Source organism: Rhizobium sp. LARHSG275, assembly GCF_052871115.1.
This window is the reverse complement of the sequence record NZ_JBIXJN010000005.1, coordinates 283,423-301,163: the sequence shown is the minus strand read 5'-3', so window position 1 is coordinate 301,163 and position 17,741 is coordinate 283,423. Positions and strand designations below refer to the sequence as shown.

Below are 17,741 nucleotides of genomic sequence, written 5' to 3'. Positions count from 1 at the left end.
AGGCGCACCACCCCGTTGCCGCCGGAAGACATTCGGTCACGACACAAGGGAGACAGATCATGTTGAAACGAATTCTCGGCGCCACCCTGATGGCGGCATCGCTCGGCACGGCTTCGATCGCCGCCGACGCCAAGCCGACCGATCCTCAGATCGCCCACATCGCCTATACGGCAGGGCAGATCGATGTCACCGCCGCAGAGCAGGCGTTGAAGAAGAGCAAGAATGCCGATGTCATCGAATTCGCCAAGACCATGGAGCGCGACCACAAGGCCGTCAACGACCAGGCGCTCGCCCTCGTCAAGAAGCTGAAAGTGACACCCGAAGACAACCCGGTCAGCCAGTCTCTGTCGACACAGGCGAATAAGGAACTGAAGACGCTGGAGACACTCAACGGTGCAGCATTCGACAAGGCTTATGTCGAAAACGAAGTTGCATATCACAAGTCGGTCAACGACGCGCTTGCCAACACCTTGATCCCTTCGGCGCAGAATAAAGAGCTCAAATCGCTGCTGGAAACGGGCCTGACCCTGTTCAAGGAACATCAGGTGCATGCCGAGCATCTGGCTTCGATGATCAAATAGGCAGGAGGGATGGGCTCGCTCATGAAATCGCTCCCGCTGCTGTCTGCGCTGCTTTGGGCGGGCAACGGGGTTGCCTCGGCGACGGAGTATCAGATCACCATCGCGGGCATGAAATTCGGCTCGCCGACTGCCGAGCTGCATGTCGGCGATGTGATCGTGTGGCGAAACGATGATATATTCCGGCACACGGCAACCGCTCGTGACAAGAGCTTCGATATCGATCTGCCGCCGAAATCGGAAGGCCGAATGACGATCGGCGAAGTGGGAGCCATCGATTTCTATTGTCGTTTTCATCCCGCGATGACGGGCAAACTGGAGGTTCGGCCGTAGGCCGGGCTTCAATCGAACAGGTAAGCAGGCGGAGAATTTCCATGGCAGCCATTCCAGTTCCGGCGGGGCAACATCGGCCGCAGACGTCGACACTGTCCGACGTCGATCTGGTGCCGCTGGCGAAAATGGGCGACGAGTCCGCCGTCCGAACCATCGTGCAGCGGCACAATCAGCGTCTGTTCCGCACCGCGCGCGCCGTCATCCGCAATGATTGGGAAGCTGAAGATGTCGTCCAGGCGGCCTACACCAAGGCTTTCACCAATCTCGCGGCATTCCGCGGCGAGGCGCAACTCTCGACGTGGCTGACCCGCATTACGCTCAACGAGGCCCTCGGTCGTGTGCGGGCCCGAAAGAACACCACCGGGCTCGAGGAAATCGACATGCAGACGACGGCGCCGGGTGGCGAAGTGTTACAGTTTCCGTCCTCTCTGTCTGCAACCGACCCGGAAACCGAGCTGTCCAGAAGCCAGGCGCGGCATCTTCTCGAAAACGCCGTCGACGAACTCCCCGATGATTTTCGCGCCGTCTTCGTGCTGCGGGATGTCGAGGGCATGAGCACGGAGGAGGCCGCATCTTATCTCGGCATAAGACCCGAAACGGCCAAGACCCGACTGCATAGGGCGCGCAAGATGATGCGCCAGTCGATCGAAAAGAAGCTCTCCGGAGCATTCTCGGCGCTGTTCCCGTTCGATGGCGCCCGTTGCGCCTACATGGCCGATCGCGTCATTGCCGCCCTTGACGACGACACGCGATGATGACTCGCAGTGTCGGCGGGAGAAATGCTCTGGCCTCAAGCGTCTCGATCGCCGGCCTCGTCGGCCTGTCTTTCGCGCGATAGCAGTAGAAAGAGAAAACCTGCTGCCAGCACGCTGATCTGCTTGGATAGCTCGGGCTTTCGAATGAAACCGCTGAAGAGGTCGCGCATGGGCGCGGGCGTATCCCCGCTTGCGGCTTACTCACACATCCGGATCCCCGTCGCATGAAAGAGATGATGTGTCACGCCGCGACTATCCATAATTCGCAGACATATACAATATGCGCACGAAACAATGCGTCGACAGTCCGCGTTCTGCCTGAAAATGCAAAAATTAACAGAGACTTAAGCAATTCGGATACTTCTCGCACATTAGTATGACTTATGTGACGGTGGTTTCTTGCGCTCGGGTCTTTCACATTCACTTGCTCGGATCTTCAAAGCTCTTCGCGGTCTCGGAAGAGACAGAGGCGGCAATGTTGCGATCGTCGTTGCGCTCACCCTGGTGCCGATGATCGTCGCAGTCGGCGCGAGTTTTGACTACATCAGGACCTACAATGTCCGGCAGAGGATGCAGAGCGACCTAGACACGGCGCTGATCGCTGCAGTCAAAGAGATCGATACCGACGACACCGTCGCTCTCAAGCAAAAGGTTTCCGACTGGTTCCATGCGCAGGTGGAAAACAGCTATGCGCTTGGCGACATCGACATCGATACATCAAACCATAAGATCACGGCGACGGCCAGCGGCACGGTTCCGACGACGCTGATGAAGATCGCCAACATCGACACCGTTCCCGTCAGCGTGGCAAGCGCCGTCAAGGGGCCGGCCACCTCCTATCTCAACGTCTATATCGTCATCGACACATCCCCGTCGATGCTTCTGGCGGCAACGACGGCCGGCCAGTCGACCATGTATTCCGGCATCGGCTGCCAGTTCGCTTGCCACACGGGCGATGCGCACACCGTCGGCAAGACGAAATACGCCAACAATTACGAATACAGCACGGCCAAGAATATAAAGCTGCGCGCCGATGTCGCCGGCGATGCCGTCAAGGACGTACTTGCCTTGATCGATACGTCCGACAGCAATCATCAACGTATCAAGGTCGGATTATATAGCCTCGGCGATACCCTCACGGAAGTTCTGACCCCGACGCTCAGCACCGACACGGCGCGCAATCGCCTCGCGGACGCAAGCTACGGCCTCACCAGCGCGACCTCGAAGGCAGCCACCTATTTCGACGTCTCCCTGGCAACGCTCAAGCAGAAAGTCGGCACCGGCGGAGACGGGACCACCTCAAACTCGCCGCTCAAGCTGGTTCTCCTGCTGACGGATGGCGTCCAGTCGCAGCGCGAATGGGTGACCGACAAGGTGACCTGGAAAAACGGGCAGGCGATATCCGGGCCGTATTGGAACAAAGTGGCGCCGCTTAATCCGGATTGGTGTGCCTACGTCAAAAACCAGTCCGCCACGATGGCGGTTCTCTATACCGAATACCTGCCGCTCACCTCGGATTGGGGCTACAACGCAACCGTCGGTTCGACCATGGCCAGCGCAAACTGGAAAGGCACCTATGGTGGCACCATGCAAAGTGGCGTGTCGACCAGCATCACGAGACGCGACTACATCCCCTATGCGCTTTCCGATTGCGCATCGTCCAAGAGCCTGTTCATATCAGCATCGTCGTCAGCCGAGATCACCGCAGGCCTGTCTGCGCTTTTCACCCAATATCTCGCATCCGTCAGGCTGACCCAATGAGGCCAGGGAAACGCTTCGCATCGTTGCACCGTCTGCTTGGCGATCGCAAAGGGGTCGCTGCGATCGAATTTGCAATCCTGGCTTTGCCGCTCTTCATCATAATCTTCGGCATTATCGAAGTGTCGCTGATGTTCTTCGTCAACTCGGCGCTCGACGCTTCGGTGCACAAGATCTCCCGGATGATCCGCACCGGCGAGGTTGCATCTTCCAAAATCACGCTGGCCGACTTCAAGGCCAGAATCTGCAACGACATGCTTCTCTCGTTCAGTTGCTCCAGCGATCTCCTGGTCAAGGTGAACGTGCTCTCGGACCTCTCGTCCGCCGCCAGCGGCGATCCCATCGACGATAGCGGCAATCTCACGGTCACCGAGACCTATGATATCGGCAAGGGCAGCGACTACATCCTGGTTCAGACGTTCCTGCCATGGACGGCCGTCGTCAATTTCTTCAGCCTGTCGAGCGCCCAGCTTTCGGACGGCCGCTACCTGCTCGGCTCTTCCGTTCTGTTCCGCAACGAGCCTTTCTGACATGATGAGACGGAGCCAGTCCTTTTTCCGCTTTACCCGATCCCTCGCCCGTCATCTCCTGCGCGACCGGTCGGCGGCTTCGGGCGTGGAATTCGCGCTCGTGTTGCCGATCCTGGTGATGCTCCTGTTCGGCACCGTCGATCTCGGCCATGCGCTGACAGTCAGCCGAAAGATAGATGAGATCGCCTCTTCCACAGGCGACATGATTTCACAGCAGGGCTCCTGGGCGAAGTCCGATGTCGCCAAGCTCCTCTCCGGCGCCAGCTTCATCCTGCAGCCCTATGAGACAACAGGGCTGACGATCACCGTCGCGGTGGACGATATCGCCATGAGCGGCAGTGCGACCGTCAACTGGTCTGCGGCACTCAACACCTCCGCACTGAACTCCGGCTCGGCGAGCACGATCGAGGTCCCTTCGGAGATCCAGGATGACGGCGTGCAGGTCGTGCTGACCCGGGTGCAGTACACATTGACGACGCCGGTCTCGGCGTTCTTTTCAAACTTCACCGGGCAGAATGGCTACAGCTTCGATCGCCATTATTTCAATCGCCCGAGGGTCGGCGACAAGATCACTTACAAATAAGCCGGAGATCGTTCGCAGCCTTCTCACCTTGTAGACGGATGAAATCCGAAACGAAAGCAGGATTGCGCGCTTCCGGCATGCCGTCACCGAGCTCGACCCGCGCTTTCAAGCCACGGCTTGCGCGCCGGTGATTTCGACCAGCGAGCCGCACATGAAGGCCGCTTCATTCGGTGCAAGGAACGCAACGAGCGCTGCCACCTCCTCCGGCCTGCCGATACGGCAGTAGGGGACGAGTTTGTCGAGATCGGCGATCGCCCGCCCAGTGTGCGCAACACCGGATTCGAGCATCGGAGCATGGATTCCGCCGGGGCAGACGGCATTGACCCGGACCTTGTCGGGCGCATAGTCGCGGGCGAGGTTCTGGGTGAACGCGGCGACCGCCGCTTTGTCGTGTTATAGGCGATGTGGTTCGGCGCAGGGTAGAGGCCCCCATTGCGAGGCGGTATTGACGATCGCGCCGCCACCGGCGCCGATCATGTGCGGGAGGGCCGCGCGGCAGAGATGGAACATCGAATCCAGGTTGACATGCCGGCTCCTAATCCAGCAAACCGACCTGGGGACCCCAGGTGTCGGACAGCGCAAATCCCGCCGTGAAGGGATCGTCGTCGGACAAGCGGAGCTGTTCGCGACCGTAGACATAGGCCCGGCCGGTTATTCGCGGCAGCACGGCGCGGCGGCCGCCCACCTTGGTCTCGCCGATCGCCTCCGCCAAGAATTCGCCGCCGATGATCGACCGCGACGTCCTGCGGTCTCCGACCCACAGCAAGGTTCGCCGAGCTGCCCGTCCCACAGGGCGATCGGTCGACCCGGCCGGGCTGCAGTGTCGTGCAGGTTCGCACCGCTCCGTCGGCCTCCTGTCCACGAAACATCACATACGCGATCTCGTCGATACCGCTGAGGACGGGATGGGCGACCGAGACCTGCCGGGCGAGGAGCGACTTGAGCTCGATACCGGCTTCTGCGAGCAGCCGGGCATTGGCAGGTGCAATATCGAGACCGATCTGCTCGACATCAACGAGCGCGTAATAGACGCCGCCGAAGGCGACGTCGATCTTGATGCGACCCCATTTCGGCGTCTCCATCTCCTTGTCCAGCGCTTCGGCGAAGCTCGGCACATTGTCGAGGCTGACGGACAGGCACTGGCCGTCACGGCAGACGGCGCGTGCGACGATGAGACCGGCGGGCGTGTCGAGACGGACGACCGTCTCCGGTTCCGACATCGGCACCCGCCCGCTCTCCAGAAGTGCGGTGACCACGCAGATGCAGTTGCTTCCGGACATCGGGTGGGCGCGATCGGCCTGGAGGACGATGAAGCCGGCATCCGCATCGCTGCGTGTCGGGGCGATCAGCAGGTTCACCGACATGGCGACGTTGGCGCGCGGCTCGAAAGTCACGAAGCGGCGCAGACTGTCGTCGACCGTGTTGATGTGGTTCATTTTGTCGAGCATCGTCGCACCGGGTATCTCAGGCGCTCCTGCCACGATGACCTTGCCGATCTCGCCCTGGCAGTGGACCTGTAAGAGTTCCAGGGTCCGGTTCCAGTTCACTTGGCCGCCTCCGGTTTGATGTACCAGCCCCAGGGTTCCTCGCTGGTGAAGCGGGTGATCTGCTTGGTCTCGAGATAGTTGTCGAGGCCCCAGCGTCCGAGCTCGCGGCCGATGCCGGATTCCTTGTAGCCGCCCCAGGGCGCTTCGGTGAACGTCGGTTGCGAGCAGTTGATCCAGACGATCCCGGCGTGGAAGGCGGCGGCAACCCGTTTGGCGCGAGCATCGTCCTTCGACATCACAGCCGCGGCCAGGCCGAAGCGCGAGTCATTTGCGAGCTCCAGTGCTTCCTCTTCGGTCTTGAAGGCGCGCATGCAGACCACGGGCCCGAATATCTCCTCCTTCCACGCGTCGCTGTCGAGCGGCACGTCGGCCAGCACCGTCGGCCTGAGATAGAACCCTCTGTCGAATCCTTCCGGGCGCGTGCCGCCGCAGGCGACGGTGGCGCCGGCCTTCCGGGCGCCTTCGATCGCCGCGACGACCTGGTCATATTGGCGTTTCGAGACGAGCGGGCCGAGAAGGGTTCCCTCGTCGAGACCATTGCCGATCTTGATCCTGTTCGTCTCTTCGACCAGCCGTTCGAGCAGACGGCCATAGATTGCCTCGTGCACGAGAACGCGGGAGGTGGCCGAGCAGACCTGGCCCTGATTCCAGAAGATGCCGAACATGATCCACTCGACGGCCTTGTCGATATCGGCGTCCTCGAAGACGACGAAGGGCGACTTGCCGCCGAGCTCCAGGCTGACGCGCTTGATGTCGCGGGCAGCCGCAGCCATGATTTTCGAGCCGACCGGTCCGGAGCCGGTAAAGGCGAGCTTGTCGACCTGCCTGTGATCGATGATCGCCTGCCCGGCGATCGAGCCGGCGCCGGTTACGATATTGAGAACGCCAGCAGGCAGCCCGGCTTCGTCGGCAACTGCCGCCAGCTCAAGCGCCGTCAGCGATGTCAATTCGGCGGGCTTGAGCACCACGGTGCAGCCGGCGGCGAGCGCCGGGGCAACCTTCCATGCCGCCATCAAAAGCGGATAGTTCCAGGGAATGATCGCGCCGGCCACCCCGATCGGCTCACGCACCGCCTTGGAGGTGAAGCGCTGATCGGGAAGCGCGATCGCCTCCTCGGGGTTGTTGTCGAGCTGTTCGGCCAGCCCCGCATAGAAATCGAAGCAGCCCGCCGCATCGGCGACATCCCAGTCGGCCTCCGGAAACGGCTTGCCGTTGTCGAGCACTTCGAGGCGTGCAATCTCAGCCTGACGGGCGCGGATACCGTCCGCGATGGCGCGGAGATATCCGGCGCGTTGGGCCCCCGTCAGTTTCGGCCAGCCATCCCTATCGAAGGCGCGGCGCGCGGCCTTCACGGCGAGGTCGACGTCTTCGGCCGTTGCGGCGGCGATCCTGTGTATCACCTCTTCGGTCGCCGGATTGATCACCTCGCAGGTTCCGCCCTTGGCCGGTTTCACCCAATGTCCGTCGATGTAGAGTTCGCTTCGCATAGTCACTCCCTTCGCCTTGCGCCGACGCCACTCTCAGAAACGGTCGACGCGATAGGGCTTCATATCCACGGGCGGTTCGACGCCCGTGATGAGATCGGCCATCAGCCGGCCGGTCGTCGCCGCATAGGTGAGGCCGAGATGTCCGTGGCCGGTTGCGTACCATACGTTGCGGCGCTTGGCGGAAGGCCCCATGACCGGCACGGTGTCGGGCAGTGCTGGGCGATGCCCCATCCACTCCGTCGCCTGCCGGACCTTCAGGCTCGGCAATGCCTCCTGAGCCCTCTTCACCAGGATCTTCGCGCGCCGATAGTCCGGCGGCGCGTCGAGACCGGCCATCTCGAGCGTGCCGCCGACGCGGATGCCGCCTGCCGTCGGCGTGACCATGAAGGCGCGCGCCGGCCAGATGATCGAATGGCGCATCGAGATGCCGGGCTTCATGATCTGCGTGTGGTAGCCGCGTTCGGTTTCGAGCGGGATATGTTCCCGCAGCAAGGCAGAAAGCCGGGCGGTGAAGGCACCGGCCGCAAGCACCACCTTGTCGGCCGCAATGGTGCGCCCGTCCGCCAACCGAAGCGCTGAGACGCCGGCGTCGCCCTGCTCGAAATCGACGACGTCGCCTTCGGTGATCCCGCCGCCGAGCGCTTCGAACCTCTCGGACAGGGCGACGACAAGCCTGTAGGGATCGGTAATCGACCGGTTGTCGGGAAAGAGGACCGCCTTGCCGATCTTCGTCGTCAAAACAGGCTCGATGTCCCGGATGGCGTTGCCGCCAAGGATTTCGTGCCTGAAGCCGAAGTGCTCCAGGACTTCCATATGCTCCCGATCCGCCTTGAACTCGGCGTCATCGGCATAGAGGCTAAGACATCCCTCGGCGGTCAGCATATGTCCGAGGCCGGTTTCCTTCAGGAGCGCGTCGAGGTCTTCGTAGACGCGTCGACACAGCACGGCGCCGGCTGCCTCCAGTTCCCGCAGCTTCGAGGGACGGCTCGCAGCCAGGAACCGCAGGAACCAGGGCACCAGTTTCGGCAGATAGCCGGGGCGGATGCGGACCGGACCCTCCGGATCGAGCAGCCATTTCGGCATCTGCGCCCAAATGCCGGGACGCGAGGCCGGCATGAATTCGGTGACGGCGATGCTCGCCATGTTGCCATAGGAAGCGCCGCGGCCCGGCGCCGCCTTGTCGAGCAAGGTGACGGTCTGTCCCCGGCGCTGCAGTTCATAGGCGATTGTGGTGCCGATAATGCCGGCGCCGACGACCACGGTGGATGACACGGCGAACCTCGCTATTTCAGTGGTTTCGGGGCGGTTTGGCCGCCCCATAGCTGTTAGCAGTCGAGGTCTTTTACCAGTTGAGGATCGGCTGCATCGCCGCCTCGAATTCGGCCTTCTCCTCCGCCGTCAACTCGCCGAGCGGCGCGCGGCAGGTGCCGACCGGCGTGCCCTGGAGCTCGCAGCCATATTTGATCTTCTGGACGAACTTGCCGCTCTCGAGGATGTTCAGCGCCCTGTAGAGAACCGTCATCATCTCGCGGGCCTTTTCGAGGTCGCCGGAACGGAACGTCCGGTCGAGGTCGCAGCACGCTTTCGCCATGCAGTTGGCCGGACCGCAGATCCAGGAATCTGCGCCCCAGAACATGAAGTCGAGGGCGATATCGTCGGAACCCGAGACGAGGTCGATACGGCCCTTGTAGCGCGAATGGATGTCGACGGCGCGCTGCAGAACGCCCGAGCTCTCCTTGATGCCGATCACTCGCGGATCGCCGGCGAGCGCATCCATCAAGTCGAAGGAGATCTCGATGCCGTCCTTCGGGGGATAGTTGTAGAGGATGAGATTGACATCAGTGGCGTCGAGCACGGCACGGTAGTGTGCGAGCAGTTCGTCCTGCGACGGACGCGTGTAGAAGGGTGTGGCGAGCAGAACGGTGTCATAGCCGATCTCCCTGGCGCGCGCCGTGTTCTCGATCACCTCGCGGGTGGCAGGCGCGTTGGTGCCGGCGATCAGTATCTCGCCGTCATGGGCGAAGTCCTTGACGAACTTGAGCACCTCGTCGCGCTCCTCGTTCGAGAGGGAGAAGTATTCGCCGGTCGAACCCATCGGCACCCAGCCCGTGACGCCGGCCGCACGCAGTGCCGTCAGGTGCTTTTCGAACGCCTTGAAGTCGATCTTGTTGTTCGTGTCGAAGGGAGTGATGAGCGCGGGTATGACGCCGGAAAGTTTCATGGGGAATTCTCCTGTCTGGGAACGACTATCTTCAGATTGCGAGCTTCTTCAGGATCCGGCCTTCCACGAGCGAGACGGCCCGCGTCAGAGGAAAGGCGATCGCGAAGTAAATGAGGGCGACGACCGTCAGCACTTCGACGGGACGAGCCGTGTTGTTGGAGATGTTCTGGCCGACGAACATCAGGTCGGCCATGCCGACGGCGGAGACCAGCGCGCTCTCCTTGAAGAGGCTGACGCAGTTGGACAGCAGTGTCGGGATTGCGCGCAGCACGGCCTGCGGCAGCACGACGTTCATCACCTGGCTCCTGCGCGGCAGACCGAGAGCGACGCAGGCGTCCAGCTGTTCCCGGCCGATGGACTTGAGGCTTGCCCGGAAGGTTTCGCTGGTGATCGCCCCCATATAGAGCGTCAGCGCGATGACACCCGACGCCAGGTTCGAGAGCTCGACGCCGAGCAGCAGCGGCAGGCAGAAGAAGATCCAGAAGAGCTGGATAAGCACCGGCGTGCCGCGGAAGAATTCGACATATATGCTGGAGATCGCACGAAGTGCGAGGTTGCGCGACGTCCTGAGGAGACCGACGAGAAAGCCGAGGGTGCATCCGAGCGCGATGCAGATGACCGTCAGCTTGAGTGTCATCCACAAGCCGAGCAGAAGTGCGTGTTCGAAACGCAGCAGGATGGAGAAGTCGAGCGTCATTCTGGCCTCCTAGCTGACAAGGATCTGGCGGCGGCGTTCGAGCAGGCCGACGATCTGGGTTATCGGGAAGGACACGGCGAAATAGATTAGAGCGACGACCGTAAAGGTTTCGATCGGGCGGTAGGTCTCGGTGGCCAGCGTCTTGCCTTGGTACATCAGGTCCTGGATCGCCACGATCGCGACCAGCGCGCTCTGCTGGAAGATGACGATACCGTTGGTCAGAAGCACCGGGATCGACGCGCGGAATGCCGTCGGGAAGACGATGTAGAGCACCCGCTGCAGCGGATTGAGACCGAGCGCGATACCGGCGTCGAGCTGTTCGCGCGGAACCGCCTGGATGGACGCCCGGTAGGCCTCGGCGTTGAACGCCATCAGATTGAGCCCAAGTGCCAGGATGCCCATCGTCACCGGATCGAGGAAGACGTCGAACAGCATCGGCACGCAGTAGAATATCCAGACGATCTGAACGATGGCCGGCGTGCAGCGGAAGAATTCGACGAACAGCATGAACGGCAGCCGCACGGCGCGGTAGGGGCTCATGATCAGAAGGGCGAGCGCGAAGCCGAAGACGATGCCGATGACGTTTGCCGCAGCCGTCAGTTCGAGCGAAACCCACAGCCCCTGCAGAAGCGGAGCGATGGATACTGCGTTGAAGTCGAACGTGTAGTTCACCATGCCCTCCTTGCCGCTTGATATGGCCTACTGCTTGATATGAAAGACGCGGTCGATGAATTCCTTCGTCCGCTCCTCGCGGGGGGCGCCGAGCACCTGCTCGGGAGGGCCGTCCTCGACGACCACGCCGCCAGCGCAGAAGATGACGCGCGAGGCGATGTTCTTGGCGAACCACATGTCATGCGTCACGATCATCATCGGCATGTCCTGGGCGGCGAGCTGCAGGATGACATGCTCCACCTCGCTGACGAGTTCCGGGTCCAGCGCCGAGGTGACCTCGTCGAACAGCATCAGCTTCGGGTCGAGCATCAGCGCGCGGGCGATGGCGACACGCTGCTTCTGGCCGCCGGAAAGCTGGGCCGGATAGGCATTGGATTTGGCGCCGAGGCCGAACCGCTCGAGCAGCGCCCGGGCTCGGGCCGTAGCCTTTGCCTTGGCTTCTCCACGCACCTTGCAGGGAGCGAGAACCAGATTCTGTATGACGTTCAGGTGCGGAAACAGCGTGTAGTGCTGAAAGACCATGCCGATCGAACGGCGGACATTGGTGTCGATCTGGGTCTTCCTGCCCGCGCTTTCGGAAGAAATATAGGGTTTCCCATCGAAACTGACCGACCCGCTGTCGATCTGCTCCAGCCCCATCATCACCCTCAGCAACGTGCTCTTGCCGCCGCCGCTCGGACCAATGACGACGACGCGTTCGCCGGGCTTCATTTCGATATCGATGCCTTTCAGCACCTGTACGGCGCCGTTGCCGTAGCTTTTGTGAAGCGCCTGCATTTTCACGAGGGGAAGGCTGAAGGACGTGGTCATGCCAATCTCCGATGATCGAAGCTGGAAGGGCCGGCGCGAACCTCGCACCGGCCGGTGAGATTACTTTGCGCCCTTGAGCACGTCGTCGACCGCCTTCTTGATCAGCTCGTCGACGTGGCCGGTCGCGACCTTCTCTTCGAGGAAGATATCGACCACCTCGACGTCAGCAGCCGAAAGATTGTGCGGCAGACCGAAAGCGACCCCCTGCTTGGCGAGGGCCGGCGTCGGGTTGAGCGCCACTGCCCATTCCGGGTTCGACTGGGTGAAGAGCTGGTTGGTGTCGGAGGCGTCGACCAGGATGTCGGCGCGCTTCGAGGTGACCGCCAGGCGGGTCTCGTCGTTACCGGGAAGGCGCATGACCGTGGCGTTCTTCACCGCCGCGGAAATTGCCTTGTCCTGCGCCGTGCCAGACATGACAGCGAGCGTCACGCCCGCCTTGTCGATATCGGCGACCGAAGCGGCGCCGGCTGCAATTTTCGGATTGTTTTTGTTATAGGCGAGCGAGATCTGGTACTCCATCGCCGGGATCGAGAACTGCACGGCCATGGCGCGGGCCGGCGTCCGGTTCAGCGCCAGCGACAGATCCCATTTTCCGGCCTGCAGACCGGCAACGATGTTGTCCCAGGTCGTATCGACGAATTCTGGCTTCACCTTCAGAACATCGGCAAATTCCTTGCAGAGATCAGCGAAGAAGCCGGAATATTCTCCGGTCGCCGGATCGCGCATGACATAGGGTGGGGCAACGGCTGCGCCGCAGCGCAATACGCCCGCCTTCTGCACACCCTGCCAATATCCCTCAGCGGTCTCAGCCTGTGCGGCGGTGGCGGAAAGACCTCCGATCAGGGCGAGCACGGGCAGCGCCCGCAAGGCGGACGTTATCAACTTCGAAAGCATCGGCATTCCTCTTTTGCTGTGCGCGAAGCGCGCGGTTCCACTCGTCGGCTGTCGCCGTTTCTGTTATTTTCTTGTCGGCTTCGTGTCGACTGAGAAAGATATGTCAACAGCGTGTCGACAAAGTCAAGCGGAAAAATTACATTGCCGACACGCGGCTTTTCTGGCCCAATGGGACCCGCGTCGAGAGAAAGGGACCTAAGTGTCTGATGAATCGGAAGTGAAACGAATCCGCGGGACCGGCTGGAAAAGCGTCTACGAGACGCTCCGCAACGAGATCCTGTCGCTCGCTCTACCGCCCGGTCAGCTTCTCGATGAGATGACGCTTGCCGAACGCTTCGACATGTCGCGCTCGCCGGTGCGCGAAGCCCTGATCCGGCTCGGCGCCGACGAGTTGGTCGTCACGCTCTCGAACCGGAGCACGATCGTAGCGCCGATCGAAGTGGCGACGTTTCCCAAATATGTGGAGGCGCTCGACATCGCGCAGCGGATGAATACGCGGCTTGCCGCCGCGCTCAGAACCGAGGCTGACCTGAAGATCATCGCCAAGCGGCTGAAGTCGTTCGAGGCGGCGGTCAAAACAGGAAATCACCTGGCGATGTCGGAAGCCAACAAGGAATTCCACATGGCAATCGCCCATGCCGGAAAAAACCAGTACCTGGCCTCGTTCTACGAGAAGCTGCTGTCGCAGGGGCAGCGCATGCTCCATCTGCATTTCGAATATCTGGAGCGAACGCACGAGGGCTATCTGCTGACCGACGAGCACACGCTCATGCTCAATGCGGTCAGGGACAAGAACGTGGAACTCGCCGACGAACTCGCCCACGCCCATACGCGCCAGTTCCAGGACAATTTCATCAACTTCATGCGCGAGAACTATACGACGGATGTCGCGTTAGGCCCGCTGCGGGCTGCGGAGTAATCAAATGAAAATAGACAGTATCGGCTTCGTCGGAACCGGCGCAATTACCGAGGCCATGGTTCGCGGCCTTCTGGCCGAACCGGCCTATGTCTCCGAGATTCACCTATCTCCACGAAGCGCTCACATCGCCGCGACACTGGCCGACGAATTTGCCGCTGCCAGGATTGCCAAGGACAACCAGGACGTCGTCGAGCGCAGCGACATGGTGTTCCTGGCAATAAGGCCACAGGTCGCTGAGGAGGTCGTGCGCGCGCTATCGTTCAAGAACGGCCAAATGGTCGTCAGCCTCGTTGCGGCGACGGAGCGCCGGGCACTCTCCGAATGGATCGGCGCCGACGTGCATCTGGTGCAGGCAATCCCCCTACCCTTCGTCGCAGGCAGGCAAGGCGTCACCGCCGTCTATCCGCCTGATACCACTGTCGCAGCGCTTTTCGATACGCTCGGAACGGCTGTCCAATGCCAGTCGAGGAAGGAATATGATCTTCTCGCGGCCGCGAGCGCAATGATGTCGACCTATTTCGGCATCATGGAGCAACTTGCGCTCTGGCTGGAAAAAAGCGGCCTCGAAAAGGTGAAGGGACAGGCCTACATTGCCCCGCTCTTTGCAAGCCTCGCGCAGAAAGCAAACAGCCCCGGCAACGAACCGTTCAGCGCGCTGAGCCGCGAATTTGCGACCAAGGGCGGACTGAACGAGCAGGTTTTCTCAGACTTCGAGAAGAAAGGCGGCCTTGTCGCGCTGACCGCCGCACTCGACGGCGTCCTTGCCCGGATCGAGGGCAGGAACTAGAAAGTCGGCGGCGTGCAGGCGCTGATGACCTCGCAGGGCACCGGTCCGACGCAGCGGAAGCGGTGCGGGCGCCGGCTTTCGAAATAGTAGGCGTCACCCGCTCCAAGGATCCGCCGCTCGTCATCGACCGTCACCTCGAGCCTTCCCGAGAGCACGATCCCGCCTTCCTCTCCCTCGTGAACAAGGGGAACCTTTCCGGTGTCGGCGCCCGGCTGGTAGCATTCCTTGAGGATCTGCAGGCTGCGACCGAACAGGTGTTCTCCAACCTGCCTGTAGGAAATGGCGCCCTTGCCGATCTCCACCAGCTCCTCGGCCGCATAGAAGGCCTTCCTTCGACGCTCGGGCTCGAAGGCGAAGAACTCCGCCAGGCCGATGGGGATGCCGTCCAGGATTCGCTTCAAGGCCCCGACCGACGGGTTGGAGGCGTTCGATTCGATCAGCGAGATCGTCGAATTGGGCACGCCGGTGCGCTTGGCGAGTTCACGCTGGGAAAGCTTATGGGCGATGCGGAGATGGCGAAGGCGGTTACCGATATCGACTGACATGATATGGTTCGTTTGTGTTGTCCAGGATATCCAAAATTTTATCTTTCGATTTGTTTAGTTACAATAGCTTGTACCGACAAAGAAAAGGACTTGTTTGAAAAGGAGAAATTGCCATTCTCGGCGCCACCCCAAAGGAGGCCAGGATGGACCAGCTCAGCAAGACGAACGCGCCCGTACTCGAAAATTTCTGGATGCCGTTCACCGCGAACCGGCAGTTCAAGGCGACGCCGCGCCTCCTGGCAGCCGCGGAGGGAATGTACTACACCGACGTCGATGGACATCAGGTGCTTGATGGCACGGCCGGCCTCTGGTGCTGCAATGCCGGCCACGGCCGCAAGAAGATCGCCCATGCCGTCGAGCGACAGCTTGCAACGCTGGACTATGCGCCGGCCTTCCAGATGGGGCATCCGATCGCCTTCGACTTCGCCTCGAAATTGGCTGCGATCGCGCCGGGCGGTCCTGACGCCAAGCTCGACAGGATCTTCTTCACCGGCTCGGGCTCGGAATCGGTCGATACGGCGCTCAAGATCGCCATCGCCTATCAGCGGGCGATCGGCCAAGGCACCCGAACGCGGATCATCGGGCGCGAGAAGGGATATCATGGCGTCGGGTTCGGCGGCATTTCCGTCGGCGGTCTCGTCAACAACAGGCGGGTCTTCCCGCAGATACCGGCCGACCACATGCGCCACACGCTCGACGTCGAGCGCAATGCGTTTTCAAAGGGCCTTCCCCAACACGGCGTCGAACTGGCTGACGACCTCGAGCGCCTGGTGCAACTGCACGGCGCCGAAACAATCGCCGCGGTTATCGTCGAGCCGATGTCGGGATCGGCGGGCGTGGTCCTGCCGGCGAAAGGCTATCTGGAGAAGCTGCGGGCAACCGCCGACAAGCACGGCATCCTACTGATCTTCGACGAGGTCATCACCGGCTTCGGACGCCTGGGAACCCCTTTTGCGACCGACTATTTCGGCGTCGTGCCCGACCTGATCACTACGGCAAAAGGCATCACCAACGGTACGATCCCGATGGGCGCGGTCTTTGCCAACCGGAAGGTCTATGACGGCCTGATGGTCGGACCGGAAAACGGGATTGAACTCTTCCATGGCTACACCTATTCCGGCCATCCGGTCGCCTGTGCCGCCGGGCTCGCTACTCTGGAGATCTACGAGGAAGAAGGCCTGTTGACCCGCGCGGCCGATTTGGCCGAGGATTGGCAGGAGGCGCTCCATTCGCTGAAAGGCCTGCCTCATGTCGTCGACATCCGCAATCTCGGACTGGTCGGCGCTGTCGAACTGACTCCTCGTGACGGCGCGCCGGGGACCCGCGCCTACGAAATCTTCGTTGACTGCTTCAACAAGGGCCTGCTGATCCGGGTGACCGGTGACATTATCGCCCTCTCCCCGCCGCTCATTATCGAGAAAACCCAGATCGACACGATCGTTTCGATCCTCGGTGATGCTCTGAAGCGTGCGGCATAGATCCGAGTGCAGCTTCCGTCGGCGATCGGATGTCTGGTCGATCGCCCGACGGAAACATCTGGCGCAGCGAGATGGAGATCAGCGCTTCAAGGTCTGTGACGGCAGTAGGCCGAAACGCTTCCTGTATTCGGCGGCAAATCGCCCCGGATGCGTAAAGCCCCATCTCAGCGCGACTTCGGCGATGGCCTGCTTCTCGTCGGACCCGAGCAAATCGCGATGGGCGGCGGCCATCCGAAGGTCCTGCAGGTAGGACATCGGGGTCGTCTCCCTGAACTGCCGGAAGCCCTGTTGCAAGGTCCGAACGCTGACCTTGGCCGCCAACGCGATATCGTTGAGCGAAATCGGCTCGGCAATGTGTTCCTGCATGAAGTCGATCGCCCATTTCACATGGCGCGGAGCCGGCCCAGGAGCAGGAAGCGCAAGCTCGTTGGAATAACGATTGGGGCAGGATTCCAGAAGCAGATAGATCGCCGCGTCGCAGAGTAAGCTGGCGGCCAACGGCGCCCGTTGCAACGGTCCGTTGCCGCTGAGACCACGATGCAAGCTCGAAACAATTTGCTGCAATACAAGCCCCGGGCCGCTCGTCAGATCGATGTGCGGATGAAAGTCGATGTCGCCGCTGATCGTTCTCTCAAACATATGCGTAAGGTGACTGACGATCTTCGCCTGATCGACGAACAGGCCGAAATGACGGCGCGGCCCAAACAGGCGGGCACCGGCGGCGCGACCTGCCTCCAGAATGGTACCACGGGCTGGAACCGAATAGATTTGCTCCCGCATGCCCTCGAAAGATGCGGTTCCTTCCATCGGCAGAAACACGATCATCCTGTCGCTGGGCGCCTCCCTCCTGATCAGGATTGTGCCTTCGTAGGTGCAGTCGGCTACGGTTACCTCTTCACCGACGGAGACAAAATTGCAGCGGTAAGCAATCGGCATATTGCCTTCGGCGGCAACCTTGATCGGGGAGTTCGGCGTCGACAATATTTCCGAGAGCTCGTCCGGGTCTGTTCCGCTGTGTGCCGTCTCCCGAATTAACATGCCCTGCTCCGCCAGCTGTCGGGTGAGGCCGCCGTTGTTCCGGATACGAGAATTGACCGACATTCGGGACCTCCGATGGACACAATGATAGCGGTTTTGCGCAATCATG

18 protein-coding genes and 2 pseudogenes are annotated in these 17,741 nt (G+C 61.3%); 9 read left to right on the top strand and 11 right to left on the bottom strand.

Features of this window, described 5'->3' with window-relative positions; genetic code table 11:
• Positions 1-59: 59 nt before the first annotated feature.
• The 6 genes from ACIPSK_RS08595 (at position 60) to ACIPSK_RS08570 (ending at position 4,537) form a co-directional block, all read left to right on the top strand.
• Positions 60-581 carry a DUF4142 domain-containing protein gene (locus tag ACIPSK_RS08595; protein WP_170276215.1) on the top strand — a complete coding sequence of 174 codons (522 nt, stop codon included), beginning with the start codon at positions 60-62 and terminating at the stop codon, positions 579-581.
• A 9-nt stretch (positions 582-590) separates the two neighbouring features.
• Positions 591-911 (top strand): cupredoxin domain-containing protein, encoded by a 321-nt coding sequence (locus ACIPSK_RS08590; protein WP_446532886.1) that lies wholly within the window; start codon positions 591-593, stop codon positions 909-911.
• Between the two features lie 41 nt (positions 912-952).
• The gene (locus ACIPSK_RS08585) at positions 953-1,666 is read left to right on the top strand and encodes an RNA polymerase sigma factor (protein WP_446532885.1); all 714 of its coding nucleotides are present in this window, start codon (positions 953-955) and stop codon (positions 1,664-1,666) included.
• Between the two features lie 399 nt (positions 1,667-2,065).
• Positions 2,066-3,427 (top strand): TadE/TadG family type IV pilus assembly protein, encoded by a 1,362-nt coding sequence (locus tag ACIPSK_RS08580; RefSeq protein ID WP_446532884.1) that lies wholly within the window; start codon positions 2,066-2,068, stop codon positions 3,425-3,427.
• The gene (locus ACIPSK_RS08575; protein ID WP_446532883.1) at positions 3,424-3,954 is read left to right on the top strand and encodes a TadE/TadG family type IV pilus assembly protein; all 531 of its coding nucleotides are present in this window, start codon (positions 3,424-3,426) and stop codon (positions 3,952-3,954) included. The genes ACIPSK_RS08580 and ACIPSK_RS08575 overlap by 4 nt, the downstream gene beginning before the upstream one ends.
• Before the next feature lies 1 nt (position 3,955).
• Positions 3,956-4,537 carry a TadE/TadG family type IV pilus assembly protein gene (locus ACIPSK_RS08570; protein WP_446532882.1) on the top strand — a complete coding sequence of 194 codons (582 nt, stop codon included), beginning with the start codon at positions 3,956-3,958 and terminating at the stop codon, positions 4,535-4,537.
• Between the two features lie 105 nt (positions 4,538-4,642).
• On the opposite strand, the pseudogene ACIPSK_RS08565 reads toward ACIPSK_RS08570, so the two are convergent.
• The 9 genes and pseudogenes from ACIPSK_RS08565 to ACIPSK_RS08525 all read right to left on the bottom strand — a co-directional run bounded on the left by ACIPSK_RS08565 (position 4,643) and on the right by ACIPSK_RS08525 (position 12,865).
• Positions 4,643-5,047 (bottom strand): annotated as a pseudogene (locus ACIPSK_RS08565) (SDR family NAD(P)-dependent oxidoreductase).
• A gap of 25 nt (positions 5,048-5,072) precedes the next feature.
• A pseudogene (locus ACIPSK_RS08560) lies at positions 5,073-6,084 on the bottom strand (proline racemase family protein).
• Complete coding sequence (locus tag ACIPSK_RS08555) at positions 6,081-7,571, bottom strand: aldehyde dehydrogenase family protein (RefSeq protein ID WP_446532912.1); 1,491 nt, start codon at positions 7,569-7,571, stop codon at positions 6,081-6,083. The pseudogene ACIPSK_RS08560 and the gene ACIPSK_RS08555 overlap by 4 nt, the downstream one beginning before the upstream one ends.
• A gap of 33 nt (positions 7,572-7,604) precedes the next feature.
• Positions 7,605-8,891 carry an NAD(P)/FAD-dependent oxidoreductase gene (locus ACIPSK_RS08550; protein WP_446532881.1) on the bottom strand — a complete coding sequence of 429 codons (1,287 nt, stop codon included), beginning with the start codon at positions 8,889-8,891 and terminating at the stop codon, positions 7,605-7,607.
• Between the two features lie 22 nt (positions 8,892-8,913).
• Positions 8,914-9,792 (bottom strand): 4-hydroxy-tetrahydrodipicolinate synthase, encoded by an 879-nt coding sequence (gene dapA, locus ACIPSK_RS08545; protein ID WP_446532880.1) that lies wholly within the window; start codon positions 9,790-9,792, stop codon positions 8,914-8,916.
• 31 nt (positions 9,793-9,823) lie between these two features.
• Positions 9,824-10,489 carry an amino acid ABC transporter permease gene (locus ACIPSK_RS08540; RefSeq protein ID WP_170255499.1) on the bottom strand — a complete coding sequence of 222 codons (666 nt, stop codon included), beginning with the start codon at positions 10,487-10,489 and terminating at the stop codon, positions 9,824-9,826.
• A 9-nt stretch (positions 10,490-10,498) separates the two neighbouring features.
• The gene (locus ACIPSK_RS08535; RefSeq protein WP_170259375.1) at positions 10,499-11,161 is read right to left on the bottom strand and encodes an amino acid ABC transporter permease; all 663 of its coding nucleotides are present in this window, start codon (positions 11,159-11,161) and stop codon (positions 10,499-10,501) included.
• Between the two features lie 27 nt (positions 11,162-11,188).
• The gene (locus ACIPSK_RS08530; RefSeq protein ID WP_260059572.1) at positions 11,189-11,971 is read right to left on the bottom strand and encodes an amino acid ABC transporter ATP-binding protein; all 783 of its coding nucleotides are present in this window, start codon (positions 11,969-11,971) and stop codon (positions 11,189-11,191) included.
• 60 nt (positions 11,972-12,031) lie between these two features.
• A complete protein-coding gene (locus ACIPSK_RS08525; protein WP_170255502.1) occupies positions 12,032-12,865 on the bottom strand; it encodes a substrate-binding periplasmic protein in 834 nt (277 codons plus the stop codon).
• Positions 12,866-13,064: 199 nt separating this feature from the next.
• Here ACIPSK_RS08525 and ACIPSK_RS08520 point away from each other — a divergent pair, with 199 nt between their 5' ends.
• Together ACIPSK_RS08520 and ACIPSK_RS08515 are read left to right on the top strand one after the other, a co-directional pair.
• Positions 13,065-13,784 (top strand): GntR family transcriptional regulator, encoded by a 720-nt coding sequence (locus ACIPSK_RS08520; RefSeq protein ID WP_027664541.1) that lies wholly within the window; start codon positions 13,065-13,067, stop codon positions 13,782-13,784.
• Positions 13,785-13,788: 4 nt separating this feature from the next.
• Complete coding sequence (locus tag ACIPSK_RS08515) at positions 13,789-14,571, top strand: pyrroline-5-carboxylate reductase (RefSeq protein ID WP_446532879.1); 783 nt, start codon at positions 13,789-13,791, stop codon at positions 14,569-14,571.
• On the opposite strand, the gene ACIPSK_RS08510 is transcribed toward ACIPSK_RS08515, so the two are convergent.
• Positions 14,568-15,116: a cupin domain-containing protein gene (locus ACIPSK_RS08510; RefSeq protein WP_446532878.1), complete on the bottom strand. Its 549-nt coding sequence runs from the start codon at positions 15,114-15,116 to the stop codon at positions 14,568-14,570. The two genes, ACIPSK_RS08515 and ACIPSK_RS08510, sit on opposite strands and share 4 nt — an antisense overlap.
• 143 nt (positions 15,117-15,259) lie before the next feature.
• Between ACIPSK_RS08510 and ACIPSK_RS08505 the strand changes: the two genes are divergently transcribed.
• Positions 15,260-16,594 (top strand): aminotransferase class III-fold pyridoxal phosphate-dependent enzyme, encoded by a 1,335-nt coding sequence (locus tag ACIPSK_RS08505; protein WP_446532877.1) that lies wholly within the window; start codon positions 15,260-15,262, stop codon positions 16,592-16,594.
• Positions 16,595-16,672: 78 nt separating this feature from the next.
• Here the strand turns inward: ACIPSK_RS08505 and ACIPSK_RS08500 are convergent, their stop codons facing one another.
• On the bottom strand, positions 16,673-17,695 hold the full coding sequence (locus tag ACIPSK_RS08500) for an AraC family transcriptional regulator (RefSeq protein WP_446532911.1): 1,023 nt from the start codon (positions 17,693-17,695) through the stop codon (positions 16,673-16,675).
• Positions 17,696-17,741: the final 46 nt, after the last annotated feature.

Bases quoted from the DNA above. Each gene is read 5' to 3' on its own strand.
- ACIPSK_RS08595 (WP_170276215.1), top strand. From the start codon at position 60: ATGTTGAAACGAATTCTCGGCGCCACCCTGATGGCGGCATCGCTCGGC.
- ACIPSK_RS08590 (WP_446532886.1), top strand. From the start codon at position 591: ATGGGCTCGCTCATGAAATCGCTCCCGCTGCTGTCTGCGCTGCTTTGG.
- ACIPSK_RS08585 (WP_446532885.1), top strand. From the start codon at position 953: ATGGCAGCCATTCCAGTTCCGGCGGGGCAACATCGGCCGCAGACGTCG.
- ACIPSK_RS08575 (WP_446532883.1), top strand. From the start codon at position 3,424: ATGAGGCCAGGGAAACGCTTCGCATCGTTGCACCGTCTGCTTGGCGAT.
- ACIPSK_RS08570 (WP_446532882.1), top strand. From the start codon at position 3,956: ATGATGAGACGGAGCCAGTCCTTTTTCCGCTTTACCCGATCCCTCGCC.
- ACIPSK_RS08555 (WP_446532912.1), bottom strand. From the start codon at position 7,571: ATGCGAAGCGAACTCTACATCGACGGACATTGGGTGAAACCGGCCAAG.
- ACIPSK_RS08550 (WP_446532881.1), bottom strand. From the start codon at position 8,891: ATGGGGCGGCCAAACCGCCCCGAAACCACTGAAATAGCGAGGTTCGCC.
- dapA (WP_446532880.1), bottom strand. From the start codon at position 9,792: ATGAAACTTTCCGGCGTCATACCCGCGCTCATCACTCCCTTCGACACG.
- ACIPSK_RS08540 (WP_170255499.1), bottom strand. From the start codon at position 10,489: ATGACGCTCGACTTCTCCATCCTGCTGCGTTTCGAACACGCACTTCTG.
- ACIPSK_RS08530 (WP_260059572.1), bottom strand. From the start codon at position 11,971: ATGACCACGTCCTTCAGCCTTCCCCTCGTGAAAATGCAGGCGCTTCAC.
- ACIPSK_RS08525 (WP_170255502.1), bottom strand. From the start codon at position 12,865: ATGCTTTCGAAGTTGATAACGTCCGCCTTGCGGGCGCTGCCCGTGCTC.
- ACIPSK_RS08515 (WP_446532879.1), top strand. From the start codon at position 13,789: ATGAAAATAGACAGTATCGGCTTCGTCGGAACCGGCGCAATTACCGAG.
- ACIPSK_RS08510 (WP_446532878.1), bottom strand. From the start codon at position 15,116: ATGTCAGTCGATATCGGTAACCGCCTTCGCCATCTCCGCATCGCCCAT.
- ACIPSK_RS08505 (WP_446532877.1), top strand. From the start codon at position 15,260: ATGGACCAGCTCAGCAAGACGAACGCGCCCGTACTCGAAAATTTCTGG.
- ACIPSK_RS08500 (WP_446532911.1), bottom strand. From the start codon at position 17,695: ATGTCGGTCAATTCTCGTATCCGGAACAACGGCGGCCTCACCCGACAG.